Source organism: Scopulibacillus daqui, from assembly GCF_016908855.1.
Lineage (GTDB): Bacteria > Bacillota > Bacilli > Bacillales > Sporolactobacillaceae > Scopulibacillus_A > Scopulibacillus_A daqui.
Map to the genome: position 1 here is coordinate 123,986 of NZ_JAFBER010000002.1, position 17,388 is coordinate 141,373.

Genomic DNA, 17,388 nt, shown 5'->3' on the forward strand with positions numbered 1-17,388 from the left:
GAACATACAATTTAAGAAGGGGAGAAAGCAAGTATGGAAGATTATCTTGTCATCGTTGAATCTCCCGCTAAAGCTAAAACGATCAAAAGATATCTCGGAAAAAAATATGAAGTTAAAGCGTCTATGGGGCATGTTAGAGATCTCCCAAAAAGCCAAATGGGAGTAGATATAGACAATCATTTCAAGCCAAAGTATATCACCATTCGCGGAAAAGGGCCGGTTCTTAAGGAATTAAAATCGGCAGCAAAGAAAGTCAAAAAAGTTTATCTGGCTGCCGACCCTGACCGTGAAGGTGAAGCGATTGCATGGCACTTAGCTCATAGCTTGGACATTGATTCTAGTTCTGAATGCAGAGTGGTATTCAACGAAATAACAAAGCAAGCCATCAAAGATGCATTCAAACATCCGAGAGCGATTAATATGGATCTTGTCGATGCCCAGCAAGCCCGCCGAGTGCTCGACCGCCTTGTGGGCTATAATATCAGCCCTTTGCTATGGAAAAAGGTTAAAAAAGGGTTAAGTGCCGGACGTGTGCAATCAGTAGCGCTTAAACTGATTATTGAAAGAGAAAAGGAAATCAAAGACTTTAAGCCTGATGAATATTGGACAATTCCAGGGAAATTTAAAGTCCGCGATGAAATTTTTGATGCAAGCTTTTACGGGATAGGAAATAAAAAAGTTGAACTAAAAAATAAAGATGATGTTGACAAAGTCATGGAGAAATTGCGTGATAAGCAATTTGAAGTGGCAAAAGTCCAGAAGAAAGAAAGGGCGCGTCACCCGGTAGCGCCATTTATTACATCAACGCTTCAACAAGAGGCTGCAAGAAAATTAAATTTCAGAGCAAAGAAAACAATGATGATTGCTCAGCAATTGTACGAAGGAATAGATCTTGGCAAACAAGGAACGACCGGTCTAATTACATATATGAGAACGGATTCAACTCGTATATCAGATGTTGCCAAGCAAGAAGCCAGAGAATACATTACCAGCGCCTTCGGAAGCAATTATGTCGGCCAAGAGAAGCCGAAGAAAAAGAAAAAACAAGAAAATGCACAAGATGCCCATGAGGCTATCAGGCCGTCATCTGTTATGAATAAGCCTAAAGAAATTAAAGAGTACCTAAGCCGGGATCAATACAAATTGTATAAACTTATTTGGGAACGGTTTGTTGCCAGCCAAATGGCTCCTGCCATTATGGACACTGTAAGAGCTAATTTGGTACAATCAGACGTTGTGTTTCGTGCAACAGGCTCTAAAATTAAATTTCCAGGGTTTATGAAAGTTTACATTGAAAGTAACGATGACAACAAAAAAGAGGAAGAAAACTTTCTTCCGGAACTCGCTGAAGGTATGAAAGTTGAAAAGGAAAAATTAGAACCCAAGCAGCATTTCACACAGCCGCCGCCGCGTTACACGGAAGCCAGACTTGTCCGGACAATGGAAGAGCTTGGTATTGGAAGGCCGTCGACATACGCGCCGACAATTGATACAATACAAAAGCGCGGTTATGTTGTGATTGATGATCGCAAATTTGTTCCTACTGAGCTTGGTGAGGTCGTTCTCGATTTAATTGTTGAATTTTTTCCGGAAATTATTGATGTTGATTTTACAGCAAAAATGGAAAATGATCTTGATGCTATAGAAGAAGGAGAAACAAACTGGATTAAAATTGTTTCTGACTTTTACGCTGATTTTGAGAAGCATCTTGAAAAAGCCGAAAAAGAAATGAAAGAAGTTGAAATTAAAGATGAACCTGCAGGCATAGAATGTGACAAATGCGGTTCAGAAATGGTATATAAAATGGGGAGATACGGCAAGTTTTTGGCTTGTTCCAATTTCCCAGACTGCCGCAATACGAAACCGATACTAAAAAAAGTCGGCGTCACCTGTCCAAAGTGCAAAGAAGGGGAAATTGTCGAGCGCCGAAGCAAGAAACGCAGAATCTTCTACGGGTGTGATCGATATCCGGAGTGCGACTTTGTTTCTTGGGATAAGCCGCTCTCTAGGTCTTGCCCGAAATGCGGCGAATATCTCGTTGAGAAAAAATCGAAAAAAGGCAAAACAGTTCAATGTTCATCATGTGATTATCAAGAAGAGCAATCATAAACGGAGGAATGATTTTGACTACACAACACGTCACGGTGGTCGGTGCAGGTCTTGCCGGAAGTGAAGCCGCGTGGCAGTTGGCAAAGCGCGGCATACAAGTCCATCTTTATGAGATGCGGCCTGTCAAGCAAACGCCTGCCCACCATACTGATAAATTTGCAGAACTTGTATGTACAAACTCACTGAGATCTAATGCATTAACCAATGCTGTAGGCGTTTTAAAAGAAGAAATGCGCAGACTGGATTCGGTTATTATTTCTTCAGCAGACAAATGCGCGGTTCCAGCCGGCGGTGCTTTAGCGGTTGACCGCCATGAATTTGCCGCAAACGTTACAGCGCAGGTAAAAGAACACCCGCTTGTAAAGGTGTTCAATGAGGAAGTGGACGATATTCCGGAAGGGCCGACAATCATAGCGACCGGTCCATTAACATCGGATAAGCTTTCAGCTTCATTAAAATCGCTAACAGGGGAAGATTATTTATATTTTTATGATGCAGCTGCGCCGATTATTGAAACCGATAGTATTGACAGGGACAAAGTCTACTTAAAATCCCGTTATGATAAAGGAGATGCAGCGTATCTCAACTGTCCGATGACCGAAGAGGAGTTTGACAGGTTCTACGAAGCGCTTGTATCCGCGGAAACGGTAACGCTTAAAGATTTTGAAAAAGAAGTGTTTTTTGAGGGATGCATGCCGATAGAAGTTATGGCTAAACGCGGCAAAAAAACACTGCTTTTCGGCCCGATGAAACCCGTTGGATTAGAAGATCCGAAGACGGGGAAACGCCCTTATGCTGTGGTGCAATTGCGTCAAGATAATGCATCTGGTACATTATATAATGTTGTTGGTTTTCAAACGCATTTAAAATGGGGTCCGCAAAAAGAAATTATTCGTATGATACCCGGTTTGGAAAATGCTGATATCGTTAGGTATGGTGTTATGCACCGGAACACATTTATTAACTCGCCTAAGCTGTTAAGACCAACTTATCAATACAAAGGCAGGGAGGACTTATTCTTTGCCGGACAAATGACGGGTGTAGAAGGGTATGTTGAATCAGCGGCTTCCGGACTTGCTGCTGGCATTAATGCAGCCCGGCTTATAAAAGGACAAGAACCTGTTGTCTTTCCAGAACAAACGGCGATTGGCAGCATGGCTCAATATATTACAACTGCTAACGCGGATAATTTTCAGCCAATGAACGCAAATTTTGGTTTGTTTCCGCCGCTTGAAGAAAAGATTAAAAATAAAAAAGAGCGCAATGAAAAGTATGCTGAGCGAGCATTGGGAACAATTCAGAATTTTGTTACAAAATTGTAAAATCTATTGTCATGGCTCCTAAATTGTGATAATATTTAGGAGCCTTCTAAGGTAGGGAATAGGTGATCTTAATGAATCAGTATCTGGATATGTTTGTCCGCTTCTTAGAAGTTGAGAAGCGCGCCTCTGAACATACCATTCTGAATTACACCAAGGATATTAAGGAGTTTTCCCTATTCATGAAGCAGCAAGCGCTTGAAGGTGTTGCTGCTGTTTCCTATGCTTCAGTAAGGGTTTTTCTTACAGAAATGCTTTCAAAGGGTTACTCTAGGCGAACCGTTGCTCGGAAAGTATCAAGCTTGAGAAGCTTTTACCGTTATTTGGTTAAAGAAGGCATTGTGTTTGATAATCCATTTGCGCTCACTAACCTTCCTAAACAGGAACATCGGCTGCCGAAGTTTTTATATCAAGAAGAATTGGCTAAGCTGTTTGATGTTGAAGATTTAACACATCCGCTGGGGCAGCGGAATCAAGCGATTTTAGAAGTGCTCTACGGTACCGGTGTCAGGGTCAGTGAATGCGTAGGCATTAGGGTGGCGGACCTGGACCTTGATTTAGGTGTTGTTTTAGTAAAAGGAAAAGGCCGGAAAGAGCGCTACATACCATTAGGGAGCTTTGCCTGCGATGCTCTTGAAAGATATCTGGGGGATGGCAGAGAAAAGCTTATAAAAAGTGACAAAAAACAAAACTTTCTTTTCGTCAATTATCGCGGCGGTCAACTTTCAGCAAGAAGTGTGCGAAACATACTTAATAAGCAAATAGAAAAAGCTTCATTGACGATTAAAATAAGTCCGCATACCCTTAGGCACACATTTGCGACGCACTTGCTCGATGCCGGAGCTGACTTGCGTTCGGTTCAAGAACTGCTGGGTCATGCTGAGCTTTCAACAACACAAATTTATACGCACGTTACGAAGGAGAAACTTCGAGAAACATATATAAACCATCATCCTCGTGCATAACAAGGAGGGGGCATTTTTGAGTCAATTTCATGCAACAACGATATTTGCCATTCATCATAATGGTAAATGCGCCATGGCCGGAGACGGTCAAGTCACGCTTGGCCAATCAGTTGTAATGAAACATTCGGCCAGAAAGGTTCGTAAATTATATAACAATAAAGTCGTTGCAGGATTTGCGGGTTCAGTAGCCGATGCTTTTACCTTGTATGAAAAATTTGAAGGCCGTTTGGAAAAGTATAATGGTAATCTGCAAAGAGCAGCTGTTGAATTAGCAAAAGAATGGCGAAGCGATAAAATGCTCAGACAGTTAGAGGCAATGCTTATTGTCATGGATAAAACCGGCCTTTTGCTTGTATCTGGCACTGGTGAAGTCATTGAGCCAGACGATGGTATACTGGCTATTGGATCAGGCGGCAATTATGCCCTTGCAGCCGGCAGAGCTCTCAAACGTCATAACGAGCATCTTTCTGCAAAGGAAATCGCCAAAACAGCTTTAGAAATTGCCAGTGACATTTGTGTATTCACCAACAATAATATTATTGTTGAAGAGCTGTAAAAGAGGAGGATGTCTAGATGTCTAAAGCTTTGACACCGAAACAAATTGTTGAGCAGCTTGATCAATTTGTTATTGGGCAGGAAAAGGCAAAAAAATCTGTTGCCATTGCCCTTAGAAACCGTTATCGCCGATCGCTTTTAGATGAAAAAATTCGTGAAGAAATCGTTCCGAAAAATATTTTAATGATCGGCCCAACAGGTGTCGGAAAGACAGAGATAGCTCGGCGTTTGGCAAAGTTGGCCGGTGCCCCTTTTGTAAAACTTGAAGCAACCAAGTTTACAGAGGTGGGGTATGTTGGACGTGACGTTGAATCGATGGTTAGGGATCTCGTAGAAACATCAGTTCGGATGGTTAAAGAAGAACAAATGGTTAAAGTAAAGGCCAAGGCCGAAGAATTGGCAAATGAACGCCTTGTTAAATTGCTTGTTCCTTCTGAGAAAAAAACATCACAAATGAAAAACCCGTTTGATATGTTTTTTGGAAGCCAAAACCAAAATACTGAAAGTGAAGAACCGAAAGAAGAACAATCCGTTCGGGAAAAACGCCAACAAACGCGAAAATTGTTGGATCTTGGCGAATTAGAGGATCGCATTGTGACCGTAGAAGTTGAAGAGCAGCAGCAGCAAGGCATGTTTGATTTGTTCCAAGGAGCGGGTATGGAACAATTAGGCATGAACATGCAGGATATGTTGGGCAATCTCATCCCTAAACGAAAAAAACGTCGAAAATTGACGGTTAAGGAAGCTCGAAAAGTACTGACTCAAGATGAAGCGCAAAAGTTAATTGACATGGATGAGGTCACGCAAGAAGCTGTTATGCGCGCCGAGCAGTCGGGAATTATCTTTATCGATGAAATTGATAAGATCACAGGAAAAAATCAAAACTCCGGTGATGTTTCCAGAGAAGGCGTTCAACGAGACATCCTGCCAATTGTTGAAGGATCAACTGTTATGACTAAGTATGGCACTGTCAAAACGGACCATATCTTATTTATCGCAGCCGGTGCTTTTCATATGTCTAAACCATCAGATCTTATTCCTGAACTTCAAGGCCGTTTTCCAATAAGGGTTGAGCTTTCTAACTTGTCTGTTGATGATTTTGTCAATATTCTAGTTGAGCCTAGCAATGCTCTTTTAAAGCAATATCAAGCTTTATTGAAAACTGAAGGTATAAATATTGAGTTTTCTGACGATGCTATTCGTAAAATTGCTACAATTGCTTATGAGGTAAACCAAGAAACAGACAATATCGGCGCCAGGCGTCTGCATACCATTCTGGAAAAATTGCTCGAAGACTTATCTTACGAGGCACCGGATATTACTTTAGAGAAAATAACAATTACACCGGAATATGTCGATGAAAAACTAGCGTCTATCGTTAAAAACAGAGATTTGAGTCAATATATTTTATAAGAAGATATAGGAGGATTTTTTATCATGGAACTTTTAGAAAAAACAAGAAAAATTAATAATATGCTGCAAAGAACGAAAGCACAAGTCAATTTTAATGAGATGGCGGAAACACTGCGCGATGTTATCGATTCTAACGTCTTAGTCGTTAGCCGGCGCGGTAAATTATTAGGTATGGCACTTAAGCTGGAATTTGAAAATGAACGTATGAAACATATGTTTGAAGAGAGACAATTCCCGCAAGACTATACGCAAAATTTATTTACAATTAATGAAACATCTCCAAACCTTGATATTAATCACCCATTAACCGCTTTTCCAGTTGAGAACAAAGAGCTGTTTGCAGGCGGCTTAACGACAATTGTTCCTATTGTGGGGGGCGGAGATCGATTGGGTACGCTTATCCTTTCGCGCATCGGTGATCCATATCAAGATGATGAATTAATTCTTGGTGAATATGGTGCTACGGTAGTAGGCATGGAAATTCTTCGTGAGAAAACAGAAGAAATTGAAGAAGAAGCAAGAGAAAAAGCAATCGTGCAAATGGCCATCAGCTCTTTGTCCTATAGTGAATTGGAAGCAATCGAACACATTTTTGAGGAACTTGACGGCAAAGAAGGCCTTCTTGTTGCAAGTAAAATTGCTGACCGTGTAGGCATCACACGCTCAGTTATCGTTAACGCTTTAAGAAAATTAGAAAGCGCCGGCGTCATTGAATCACGCTCACTTGGTATGAAAGGTACTTATATTAAAGTACTTAACGATAAATTTCTTGTTGAACTGAACAGAATTAAAGGCGAATAATTTATTGTTCAGCCCAGTATCATCGCACATTTGATACTGGGCTGTTTTTTATATAGAGTAGCGTTTGATTTGTTAAAAATTATTTTCGCTGGCCCCCATAAGCATCTCTAGCAAAAATCTTCAATTTTTCTCCGCGAATTTTATCAAACACGCACATTTAATTTCCCTATAATTGTAATCAAGTAAGATAATAGTCATAAAAAATTTGTAAAATAGTGAATAAAAAATACTAAATAGTAAAAAAGACCTATGGAAATTGAATTAAAATTAGAGAATAATGATGAATAATGAAGTTTATGGAGAAAAAAGCCGTTACTTCGTGTCATATTTTGTTGAAATGTGTCATATAAAATAATTATAAAGAGGGGATGTGATGAAAATCCAAACGCAAAATGTGACTTATTTACTTGAAAAGGCATTGGATAACACAGCAGATAGTCAAAAAGTCATAGGTCAAAATATAGCTAATGTGGATACGCCAAATTATAAAGCGAGGCACGTAAACTTTCAAAATGAATTGAAGAGCGCCCTGCAAGCTTATAAAACGGACCCTAAACATATGTCTTTTAAAAACAATGGAGAGGAGCCAAAAGTTACTGTTGACGCTTCAACATCAATTCAAAACAATGGAAACAATGTGGATGTCGACAAAGAAATGTCACTGTTGGCGAGAGATCAGATTAACTATCAGGCTTTAGTGGCAGCAATAAATCAAAAGTTTCAACAATATAAAATAGTCTTGGGAGGAGGCAGATAATTTATGGGAATGTTCGACGGTTTGAATATTTCCGCTTCGGCGCTTACAGCTCAAAGGCTTAGAATGGACGTTATTTCATCGAATATGGCTAATATGGATACAACGAGAAGTAAAAGAGTAAATGGCGAATGGCAGCCTTACCGGCGCAAAGAAATCCATTTGGAACAGGCGAAACCTGAGTTTCGTTCATTCTTGCAGCAAGCTGAAAATCACTCGCCGGGCGGAGTAAAAGTCAAACGCATTACCGATGATCCAACGCCTTTTAAAGAAGTTTATCAGCCGGATAATCCTCATGCGGATAAAAACGGCTATGTTAAAATGCCGAATGTTGATCCTCTGAAAGAAATGGTTGACCTGATGAGCGCTACCCGGTCATATGAGGCGAATGTAACTGTGCTTAATGCCAATAAAAATATGCTGTTAAAAGCGCTTGACATTGGAAAGTAGGTGAAAAGTAATGGAGACCATCTCAGTTAGCAATGCAAATACTCAGACATTATCAAATAAACAATCATTAACGTCTAAAGAAAACACAGCTTTTACAAAAGTGTTGGATGATGCGATCGATAAATTGAATCAAGCCGTGGCGAAATCGGATCAAAGCATGTCTGAAATAGCTTCAGGCAAAGTACAAAATTTACATAATGAAATGATCAATATTCAAAAATCTAATATTCTCCTCCAAACCGCTGTAGAGGTACGAAATAAAGTAATCGATGCTTATCAGGATATTATGAGAATGCAAATCTAGTCATCTATTAAATTTTTTATTGGTCGGGGAAGCGGAAATCTAGAAAGGTTAGAAGTGATGGTATTCTTCGTTGAATGGTAATCAATGGTGCATTTCTGCTTCTTGCCGCAGCCAGCAGTCATTGGAGAAGATCTGCTCGTTGGCAACGGCTTCGATTGGAGGATATGATGAAAGGTAAACTTAATAACATTTTGCAAAAAGTAAAAGATTTTTGGCAGCAATTGACTAAAAAACAAAAATTGGGGTTGATTATTCTTAGTTCAGCCATTGTTTTGATTATTGCTATTGTTTCTGTTTTAACTTCTATCACGCATTATGCACCTTTGTACAGCCGCCTGTCATCCAGTGAAGCTGGACAAATTAAAGAAACTCTAGACAGTAAAGGGATTAAATATAAGCTGTCTGATAACGGAACGACAATAAGCGTGCCTAAGGATCAGGTTGATAATTTAAAAGTTGAGCTGGCCGCCGACGGAATACCGCAAACCGGTGAAATAGACTATTCGGTATTTAGTCAGAATGCAGGCTTTGGAATGACAGATAAGCAATTTGATGTCATGGAAAGAGAAGCAATGGAAACTGAACTTTCCAACTTAATATCACAAATTAAAGGTGTTAATTCAGCGAAAGTGATGATTAACATGCCCAAATCAAGTGTGTGGGTAAGCGACAAACCGCAAAAATCATCGGCATCCGTCGTGCTTCAGCTTGAGCCCGGGTATCAATTGAATGATGAACAAGTTCGAGGTCTTTATCATTTAGTCAGCAAAAGCGTGCCAAACCTTCCTGCAGATAATGTTGTCATTATGGATCAATTTTTTAATTACTATGACAAAAAAAGTTCCGGCAGCTCATCTGAATTATCCGCTTATCAACAGCAAAGGGAAATTAAGCATGATATAGAAAAAGACATTCGTGAGCAAGTGCAGCGAATGTTGGGGATGATGATGGGCAGCGAAAAAGTCATGGTGAATGTCACGACCGATATCGATTTTACAAAGGAAAAGACGAAAGAAAACTTAATTAAACCCGTCGACCCAAACAGCTTAGACGGTGTCCAAGTCAGCGCTGAACACATTAAAGAAACATATTCAGGCGAAGGTGCCGGCGGCAAAGCTGGGACAGGTGATAACGATGTGCCGGGATATCAAGCAGGCGATGGTGAAAATGGTGATTTCAAGCGTGAAGAAGAAAGAATCAATAATGAATTTAATCGGATACATAATACAATAGTCAAAGCGCCTTATACACTCAAAGACATGGGCATACAGGTCATGGTTGAGCCGCCTAATCCTGATAACCCTGCTTCGCTTCCGCAAGATCGTATTGACGATATTAAACAAATACTTAATACAGTTGTTCGAACGACATTACAGGATCAAGGCGGTCAAGAGTTAAATCAAAATGATGTCGATCAGAAAACAATCGTTGCGGTAGAAAAGTTCAATGGCAAAGTCCCTGATCAAAATCAACAAAATAAAGGTTTGCCATGGTGGGTTTATTTGCTAATAGGCATTGCCCTTGTAATGGTGATCATCTTATTGATCTGGTTGATTAAAAGGTTCAAAAAAGGCAGGAAAGACAATGCTATCGACCTTCCGGAATTTAATGTTGCCGGCGGAAGCTTGGGAAATGGCGAAAAACCAGTTAAATCAGAAATAGATAAATACAAACAGTTGAAAGAAATGGCAAAAGAAAAGCCGGATGATTTTGTTAAATTACTAAGGACATGGCTTTCTGAAGATTAAAGGAGGGTTTTATGACACGGCAAAAACAACTTCAGCAAAATGGCAAAGATAAAGCGGCTGTTCTGCTTGTTTCACTAGGCGCTGATATTTCGGCGGAAATATATAAACATTTAACCGAGGAGGAAATTGAAGAACTGACTCTCTCAATTTCAAATGTAAGAAGCATTGATAAAGAAACAAAAAATCAAGTGATTGCTGAATTTTATCAGCTGGCTCTCGCTAAGGAGTATATTTCCAAAGGAGGTATGAGTTATGCAAAACAAATTTTAGAAAAGGCATTAGGGCCGGATGAAGCAATGATTATTATCAACAAGCTGACATCTATAGTGAGGCCGTTTGATTTTATGAGGAAGGCTGATCCTAAACAAATTCTGAACTATATTCAAAACGAGCATCCGCAAACCATAGCGCTGGTTCTTTCTTACCTTGAGCCTCAACAGTCATCACAAATTATATCTGAGCTTCAGGAAGACATTCAGGCTGATGTCGCGAGAAGAATAGCGCTGATGGATCGTACATCTCCAGAAATTATCAGCCAAGTAGAACATATTTTAAAGCAAAAGCTGTCAGTTGCAGACGACTATACTCAGACCGGCGGTATTGAAACAGTTGTTGATGTTCTAAATGGGGTTGATAGAACGACTGAAAAGACAATTCTTGAGCATTTGGATGCTCAAGATCCAGACCTTGCGGAAGAAATCAAAAAAAGGCTGTTTGCTTTTGAAGATATTATCGCTCTCGATGACCGAAGCATTCAGCGTTTGGTTCGTGAAGTTAATAATGAGGACTTGCTGTTATCACTAAAAACAGCCAGTGATGAACTTAAACAAGTTTTGTTTAAAAATATGTCAGAGCGGATGGCAGAAACGCTTAAGGAAGAAATGGAATTCATGGGGCCGGTGCAATTGCGGGAAGTTGAAGAAGCGAAAACCCGTATTGTAAATGTCATCAGAAAACTTGAAGATGCTGGTGAAATTGTCATTGCCCGGAGCGGCGGAGATGGTGTCATTGTCTAACGTGTTAAAATTGCCGATCTTTCTTCGAAGTAAAAGGCAGCTATCCTTAACAAAGGTAGATCATGATAAGTTTGAAAATGGGGAAAATGCCGGCAAGGCTGAAATGTTTGAATCAAATGATCATAGCCAAGTCAAAAAAATTGATTTAGAGGCGCAGAGAAAATATAAGCAAATGCAAGCCGCCTTTAAAGAAAAATGCGAGGCGGCTTATCAGGAACAGCGTCAGAAGGGTTATAATGATGGCTTACTCGAAGGGAAAAAAGAAGGGCAAGCATTATATAAAGAGAAAATAAATCAGGCCAATCAGTTGATTTCCGATGCAGAAGAAGCTTATGGCGAATATTTATCAAAAGCTGAACCGGAAATTATGCGAATCGCTTTACGAATAGCAGAATCGATTATTAATACGACTTTAGAAGAGGAGCCCGAGCGATGGATGCCGTTAATTAAAAAGGCGGTAGCAAAGGTTAAAGAGCAAAAATCAATAACAATTACGGTGCCTCCTGAACGGTTTAAGTTGGTATTGGATCATCAAAAAGAACTATCATCATTAGTTTGCGGTGCAAATCTGCAGGTTTTTGCTGATGAACAATTGGACAGCCATGAATGCCATATTGAAACACCGTTTGGAAAAATTGATGCGAGTATTGATTCTCAATTAAAGGTAATGAAGCAGACGCTTAGTGAAATGATGGAGGCAGAAAAGGATGAGAGCCATTCAGCTAATTGATAAAATCAGCACAATTGATACATACAAAAGGTTTGGGAAAATCACAAGGGCTGTTGGGCTGCTGCTTGAATCGAGGGGACCAATCGCGTCAATTGGCGATGTTTGCCGCATTCATTTAAAAAAAGAAAAGCAAATTGTCTTGGCGGAGGTTGTAGGATTTAAGGAAGAACACGTATTATTAATGCCTTATACTGATGCTGCCCATATATCACCAGGGAGTCTTGTTGAAACGACAGGTAAACCGCTAGAAATTAAAGTCAGCCATGATTTGATTGGAAGTGTTTGTGACAGCTTAGCTGTACCAATGGAAGGGTATTTAAAGCAAACGCCTATGCCGAGGATGCCAACATCTAATGAACCGCCGGATCCAATGACGCGCCCCAGAATCACAGAACCTATGGCAACGGGTATTCGTGCGATTGATGGTTTATTAACGGTCGGCAAAGGTCAGCGTATGGGGATATTTGCCGGCAGCGGTGTCGGAAAAAGCACGCTTCTCGGTATGATCGCCCGCCATACTTCTGCCGATTTAAATGTTATCGCGCTTATTGGTGAAAGGGGGAGAGAAGTCCGGGATTTTATTGAAAGAGATTTGGGTCCCGACGGTCTTGAAAGATCAATTGTAATTGTCGCAACATCCGATCAGCCGGCTCTTATGAGAATTAAAGGCGCCTTAACGGCGACATCGATTGCTGAGTATTTCAGATCCGAGGGGCAGAATGTCCTGCTTATGATGGATTCATTGACAAGGGTAGCTATGGCTCAGCGCGAAATTGGCCTGGCCGCAGGGGAGCCGCCGACAACAAAAGGTTATCCACCGTCTGTTTTTGCTATGCTTCCAAAATTGCTGGAAAGAACCGGAACGGATATGAACGGGTCCATATCAGCATTTTATACAGTATTGGTTGATGGCGGCGACTTTGATGAGCCGATATCTGATGCTGCCCGCGGGATTCTGGATGGCCATATCATTCTTGATAGGGAATTGGCTCAAAAAGGCCAATATCCTGCTATTAACATATTGCAAAGCATCAGCCGTGTGATGAATGATATTGTATCTGATGAGCATTTAGGCGCGGCTCATCAATTTCGGGAACTTTTAGCCGAATATGTTGAATCAGAAGATCTCATCAATATTGGCGCCTATAAACCTGGATCTTCAAAGGAAATTGACGAAGCCATCCGGCTTCACCCTATTATCCAGTCTTACTTAAAGCAGCCGCGAAACGAAAGTCAAAGTCTTGCAGAGGCCGTAAACCAGCTTATTGAACAATTTGGAAGGAGGACAGGATAAGGTGCCGTATAAGTTTTCTTTGCAAAGAGTATTAAATATTTCCGAAAATGAAAAGAAACAGCTTGAGTCAGAATACCAATTGATTTATGAAGGCTTTGAAAAACTGGCTAATAAATTGTTATCACTGATGAAAAAGAAAGAAGAGGTTCAAACCCGACTGCAGCAATCACTGCAAACTATGGTCACTGTCGATAGCATCAAATGGCAAATCGATTATGTTGAAAGCCTTGAAAGGCGTATTGAGGAGCAGCAGATTAAATATGAGAAAGCGAGGGGAAAGTTAGAGTTCTTTCAATCGTTAATCAAAGAAAAGATGATAGAAATAAAAAAATACGAGACATTAAAAGAGCAAAAGCGGATCAATGATTTAAAGGATGAAAAGAAACGGGAAATGAAATTGATGGACGAAACGGCATTGCTTCATTTCATCAATTAATAAGCGTCAAAGCAGGGTGAAAAATGGAAGAAACGAAACGCAAATCAAAAGTCTTAAAGGTTTTTCTTGTTGCTGGGTTCGTACTGCTATTGTTAACAGCTGCCATCATATTTTTAATGAAAGTTTCCGGATTTAGCTTTTCTGATATCCTGCCAAGTTCAAATGAGGGATCCGAAAATCAATTGACAGCTGAAATAGAATCTTTAAAAGAGACAGTAAAAAAACAAAAAAAGACCATTAAGGACTTAAACGATCAAAATAAAGAAAAGTCAGATAAAATCAATCAGCTGGAAAATGATTTAGAACAGCAAAAAGCGGAAGAGAAGAATCAGGCAACCGACGCGAAAAAACAGAAAAAGCAACAAAGGGCTAACATGATACAACAAACTTATAAAAATATGGATCCTGAAAAAGCCGCCGCTATTTTTGCAGAAATGAAGAACCCAAGGGCTGCCTTATATATAAATATGCTGGATGACAAGACCAAAGCGGCTGTTTTAGAGAACTTGCCTGCCAAAAAAGCAGCAAGCATTACGCCGTTATTAAAGGCGCAGCAAAAGCCTGTTCAAAACAATAAAGGTGCTAACGGCGGCAATCTTGATAACAGCGAATCCTCTGCACCAAATGAAGGGGAGTAAGCATTAGGATGCTGTCCGTATCGAATTCATTGAACTTTAATTCAGAAAACAGCAATAAAAGATCTACTCATTCCAGCGAGTCTGGCGAAATAGTGTCTCCGTTTGCTGTCATAATAAGCCAAATGGCTGGGGAAAAATGCTCTGAACGGCAGCGTAACATGCCTGATATATCAACTGAATCGCAATATATTAACAAAAGCGGCGAAACGTTCAAAACATACTGTAAAAAGATTGCCGATTTAAAATTAAACTTTGAAAAAATTGATCAGAATGAATGGCCAACCCGACTCATTCAATATTTTGGAAAAGCACTCAGCAACTATAACCCATCCGGAATTCAAAATCAGAATAACAGCCAAAATAACCCACACCACGGGGGCGTTCAAGAAGGCGTTCGATCGAAACCGGATTTTTCTCGATATAAGAACATCGCTTATTTGGATAAGCATGCTGAACAGCAGCTTCGAAAAAGTGAGCCGCCTTTCTCGATTCAAAACGATTATGGCCAATCCGAAACAAATGATCAAGTTATTAATCAAATAAACCAATTGATAAACCAATTATTTACTGACTATAGCGAAGATAAACAACCGAATCAATTGGAAAGCAACGATAGGCGGAACTTCCTGGTCAATCATTTGAAGAATATGCTTCAAATCATGCCAGATCAAAAAATGGTCTTGAAAATAGAAGCGGAACTCAATCAATTATTGACTCATTTCGAGAAGCATATGAACGGGCAATCAAAATATCCAAATTCAGATGGTTTAAATTTTATTAAACAATTAGATGCCCTAGCGTCTGTAGAACAAGAACAAACGCTGACTGAGAAACGGCAACAAATAAGCGGGCAAAGGCCAAGTCCCCATCATAGGCCGGCGGTGAAACAATTGTTTGGCCGTTCGGTTCAAGCTAATGACAAAGCCCTATTATCTCTTATGCCGAAAGAACAAAATAAGCTTTTTAAAACCATTCATGTTAAAACAGAATCGGAACAGCCGAAACCGCTGCAGACAGAGAAGCCGCCTGTTTTATCCTTTCATACAGGACCGATGAATAAATGGCAGCAATTGATGATTCATGAAATCAATCAGCCGAAGACGGCAAACAATCAATCAATCGTTGAGCAAATAAGTCAATATTTATCAGCTAACCGTTTGTTGATCATCAAAAATGGCGGACACGAATTCTCAATAAAACTGTACCCGGATCATTTAGGAGAATTGAAGATATTGATTCATACAGAAAAGGGCAGTTTAACAGCGAAAATATTGGCCTCGACATCCGAAGCCAAACAGATGTTGCAGTCGCAGCTTCATCATTTAAAACAAAGCTTAATCGCCGCGGACATACCGATGCAAAAGGTAGAAATCGATCTTTCAACGATGGACAGCCGTCATGAATCCAGTTTCTCTGATGGCCAAAAAGATCAATCGGGCAAAGGGCAAGAGCGTCATTCCAAACGTCATGATAATCAAGATGAGAAAGGGATATCAAATGACGAGAAATTAAGCTTTTTTGAGCAGTTAGCTAAGGAGGTGTGACAGTTGAAAATTGCCGATGATTTATATTTGGAAAATAAACCAGATGAAAAGAAATTGACAAGTAACAGTAACTTGGGAAAGGATGATTTCCTTAAGCTGCTTATCACAGAATTGAAGAATCAAGACCCAATGCAGCCGATGGATAATAAAGATCTTATTTCGCAAATGGCAGCTTTTACATCTCTGGAACAAACACAAAATATGAGCGGGTCGATTGATAAGTTTGTAAATATGCAGTCTCAAAATCTTCTGGCCTCACAGGTTAATATGATAGGAAAGCATATCACGTGGAATAAGTCGTTCACAGATGCTGACAGCAGCCATGTTATTGACCAAATCATCAGTCTGGTCACAGGCATTGCTGTCAAAGACGGCAAGGTTAAATACGTATCTGATACAGGAGAAACGATAGACCCTGGTCAAATAATTTCGATTTCAGCAAAACAAAGGGCGATTCGTTTTTAATATATTTTTTTAAGGAGGAATAAACATGCTTCGATCAATGTATTCAGGGATCAGCGGTATGAAAAACTTTCAAACAAAATTAGATGTGATCGGCAACAACATTGCTAATGTCAGTACTTATGGATTTAAAAAAGCGAGAATAACCTTTAAAGATATGATCAGCCAGGAAACACAAGGCGCGAACGGTCCTCAAAACGATCGCGGCGGAACCAATGCCAAACAGATTGGCCTTGGGGTTGACGCTGCTTCTATAGACAACATACAAGGTCAAGGAAGTTTGCAAAATACCGGGAGAAAGCTTGATTTAGCGATATCAGGAGACGGCTTTTTTATTGTTAGAGACGGAAATCAAACCTATTATACACGGGCTGGAAATTTCTATCTTGATAGAGATGGCTATATCGTTAATGCTGACGGTATGAGATTGCTGGGCACAAACGGAGCCATACAAATTGATAAAAATGGGTTAAAAGATTTTTCGGTTGGAAAGTCTGGAGAAATTACAGGAGTAAATACAAATGGGCAAACAGTCTTTTTAGGTCAGATTCAACTCGCTAACTTTAATAATTCGGAAGGCCTTAAGAAAGCAGGAGGTACGCTGTTTGAAACGTCGCCTAATTCGGGAAATGCAATTTTGTCCATGCCTGGAGAAAACGGCGCCGGTGAAATTGCAGTAGGCGAGCTGGAAATGTCGAATGTTGATTTGTCAGAAGAATTCACATCGATGATTGAAGCTCAGCGCGGATTCCAATCGAATGCTAGAGTGATTACAACCTCAGATCAAATCCTTGAGGAACTTGTTAATTTGAAACGTTAAATTAAAGGAGGCTTGGCCAAGCATTTAGGC

18 protein-coding genes are annotated in these 17,388 nt (G+C 40.1%); all 18 read left to right on the forward strand.

The window, feature by feature from the left end; translation table 11 throughout:
- The first annotated feature begins 33 nt into the window (after positions 1-33).
- The gene (gene topA, locus JOD45_RS02640; protein WP_205002315.1) at positions 34-2,109 is read left to right on the forward strand and encodes a type I DNA topoisomerase; all 2,076 of its coding nucleotides are present in this window, start codon (positions 34-36) and stop codon (positions 2,107-2,109) included.
- A gap of 14 nt (positions 2,110-2,123) precedes the next feature.
- On the forward strand, positions 2,124-3,431 hold the full coding sequence (trmFO, locus tag JOD45_RS02645) for an FADH(2)-oxidizing methylenetetrahydrofolate--tRNA-(uracil(54)-C(5))-methyltransferase TrmFO (protein ID WP_205002316.1): 1,308 nt from the start codon (positions 2,124-2,126) through the stop codon (positions 3,429-3,431).
- Positions 3,432-3,502: 71 nt separating this feature from the next.
- Complete coding sequence (gene xerC / locus JOD45_RS02650; protein ID WP_205002317.1) at positions 3,503-4,393, forward strand: tyrosine recombinase XerC; 891 nt, start codon at positions 3,503-3,505, stop codon at positions 4,391-4,393.
- Positions 4,394-4,409: 16 nt separating this feature from the next.
- A complete protein-coding gene (gene hslV / locus JOD45_RS02655) occupies positions 4,410-4,949 on the forward strand; it encodes an ATP-dependent protease subunit HslV (RefSeq protein ID WP_205002318.1) in 540 nt (179 codons plus the stop codon).
- A gap of 17 nt (positions 4,950-4,966) precedes the next feature.
- Entirely contained in the window at positions 4,967-6,361 is a 1,395-nt protein-coding gene (gene hslU / locus JOD45_RS02660) for an HslU--HslV peptidase ATPase subunit (protein WP_205002319.1), read from the forward strand.
- A gap of 24 nt (positions 6,362-6,385) precedes the next feature.
- On the forward strand, positions 6,386-7,162 hold the full coding sequence (gene codY, locus JOD45_RS02665) for a GTP-sensing pleiotropic transcriptional regulator CodY (protein ID WP_205002320.1): 777 nt from the start codon (positions 6,386-6,388) through the stop codon (positions 7,160-7,162).
- Between the two features lie 373 nt (positions 7,163-7,535).
- Positions 7,536-7,919, forward strand: a complete 384-nt coding sequence (gene flgB / locus JOD45_RS02670; RefSeq protein ID WP_205002321.1) for a flagellar basal body rod protein FlgB — start codon at positions 7,536-7,538, stop codon at positions 7,917-7,919.
- A 3-nt stretch (positions 7,920-7,922) separates the two neighbouring features.
- Positions 7,923-8,366, forward strand: a complete 444-nt coding sequence (gene flgC, locus JOD45_RS02675; RefSeq protein ID WP_205002322.1) for a flagellar basal body rod protein FlgC — start codon at positions 7,923-7,925, stop codon at positions 8,364-8,366.
- A 10-nt stretch (positions 8,367-8,376) separates the two neighbouring features.
- Complete coding sequence (gene fliE / locus JOD45_RS02680) at positions 8,377-8,670, forward strand: flagellar hook-basal body complex protein FliE (RefSeq protein WP_205002323.1); 294 nt, start codon at positions 8,377-8,379, stop codon at positions 8,668-8,670.
- A 167-nt stretch (positions 8,671-8,837) separates the two neighbouring features.
- Complete coding sequence (gene fliF, locus JOD45_RS02685) at positions 8,838-10,418, forward strand: flagellar basal-body MS-ring/collar protein FliF (protein ID WP_205002324.1); 1,581 nt, start codon at positions 8,838-8,840, stop codon at positions 10,416-10,418.
- A gap of 11 nt (positions 10,419-10,429) precedes the next feature.
- Complete coding sequence (gene fliG / locus JOD45_RS02690) at positions 10,430-11,434, forward strand: flagellar motor switch protein FliG (RefSeq protein ID WP_205002325.1); 1,005 nt, start codon at positions 10,430-10,432, stop codon at positions 11,432-11,434.
- A gap of 1 nt (position 11,435) precedes the next feature.
- Positions 11,436-12,164: a flagellar assembly protein FliH gene (gene fliH, locus JOD45_RS02695; RefSeq protein WP_338056016.1), complete on the forward strand. Its 729-nt coding sequence runs from the start codon at positions 11,436-11,438 to the stop codon at positions 12,162-12,164.
- Positions 12,142-13,458 carry a flagellar protein export ATPase FliI gene (fliI, locus tag JOD45_RS02700; RefSeq protein WP_205002327.1) on the forward strand — a complete coding sequence of 439 codons (1,317 nt, stop codon included), beginning with the start codon at positions 12,142-12,144 and terminating at the stop codon, positions 13,456-13,458. The genes fliH and fliI overlap by 23 nt, the downstream gene beginning before the upstream one ends.
- Before the next feature lies 1 nt (position 13,459).
- Positions 13,460-13,894, forward strand: a complete 435-nt coding sequence (gene fliJ, locus JOD45_RS02705; protein ID WP_205002328.1) for a flagellar export protein FliJ — start codon at positions 13,460-13,462, stop codon at positions 13,892-13,894.
- Between the two features lie 23 nt (positions 13,895-13,917).
- Complete coding sequence (locus JOD45_RS02710; protein ID WP_205002329.1) at positions 13,918-14,532, forward strand: MotE family protein; 615 nt, start codon at positions 13,918-13,920, stop codon at positions 14,530-14,532.
- Between the two features lie 8 nt (positions 14,533-14,540).
- A complete protein-coding gene (locus JOD45_RS02715; RefSeq protein ID WP_205002330.1) occupies positions 14,541-16,076 on the forward strand; it encodes a flagellar hook-length control protein FliK in 1,536 nt (511 codons plus the stop codon).
- A gap of 3 nt (positions 16,077-16,079) precedes the next feature.
- Entirely contained in the window at positions 16,080-16,541 is a 462-nt protein-coding gene (locus tag JOD45_RS02720; protein ID WP_205002331.1) for a flagellar hook capping FlgD N-terminal domain-containing protein, read from the forward strand.
- A gap of 25 nt (positions 16,542-16,566) precedes the next feature.
- Positions 16,567-17,358, forward strand: a complete 792-nt coding sequence (flgG, locus tag JOD45_RS02725) for a flagellar basal body rod protein FlgG (protein ID WP_205002332.1) — start codon at positions 16,567-16,569, stop codon at positions 17,356-17,358.
- Positions 17,359-17,388: the final 30 nt, after the last annotated feature.

Coding starts and splice junctions, on each gene's coding strand:
- xerC (WP_205002317.1), top strand. CDS start 3,503: ATGAATCAGTATCTGGATATGTTTGTCCGCTTCTTAGAAGTTGAGAAG.
- codY (WP_205002320.1), top strand. CDS start 6,386: ATGGAACTTTTAGAAAAAACAAGAAAAATTAATAATATGCTGCAAAGA.
- topA (WP_205002315.1), top strand. CDS start 34: ATGGAAGATTATCTTGTCATCGTTGAATCTCCCGCTAAAGCTAAAACG.
- flgC (WP_205002322.1), top strand. CDS start 7,923: ATGGGAATGTTCGACGGTTTGAATATTTCCGCTTCGGCGCTTACAGCT.
- fliI (WP_205002327.1), top strand. CDS start 12,142: ATGAGAGCCATTCAGCTAATTGATAAAATCAGCACAATTGATACATAC.
- JOD45_RS02715 (WP_205002330.1), top strand. CDS start 14,541: ATGCTGTCCGTATCGAATTCATTGAACTTTAATTCAGAAAACAGCAAT.
- hslU (WP_205002319.1), top strand. CDS start 4,967: ATGTCTAAAGCTTTGACACCGAAACAAATTGTTGAGCAGCTTGATCAA.
- fliE (WP_205002323.1), top strand. CDS start 8,377: ATGGAGACCATCTCAGTTAGCAATGCAAATACTCAGACATTATCAAAT.
- JOD45_RS02710 (WP_205002329.1), top strand. CDS start 13,918: ATGGAAGAAACGAAACGCAAATCAAAAGTCTTAAAGGTTTTTCTTGTT.
- flgB (WP_205002321.1), top strand. CDS start 7,536: ATGAAAATCCAAACGCAAAATGTGACTTATTTACTTGAAAAGGCATTG.
- flgG (WP_205002332.1), top strand. CDS start 16,567: ATGCTTCGATCAATGTATTCAGGGATCAGCGGTATGAAAAACTTTCAA.
- fliG (WP_205002325.1), top strand. CDS start 10,430: ATGACACGGCAAAAACAACTTCAGCAAAATGGCAAAGATAAAGCGGCT.
- fliF (WP_205002324.1), top strand. CDS start 8,838: ATGAAAGGTAAACTTAATAACATTTTGCAAAAAGTAAAAGATTTTTGG.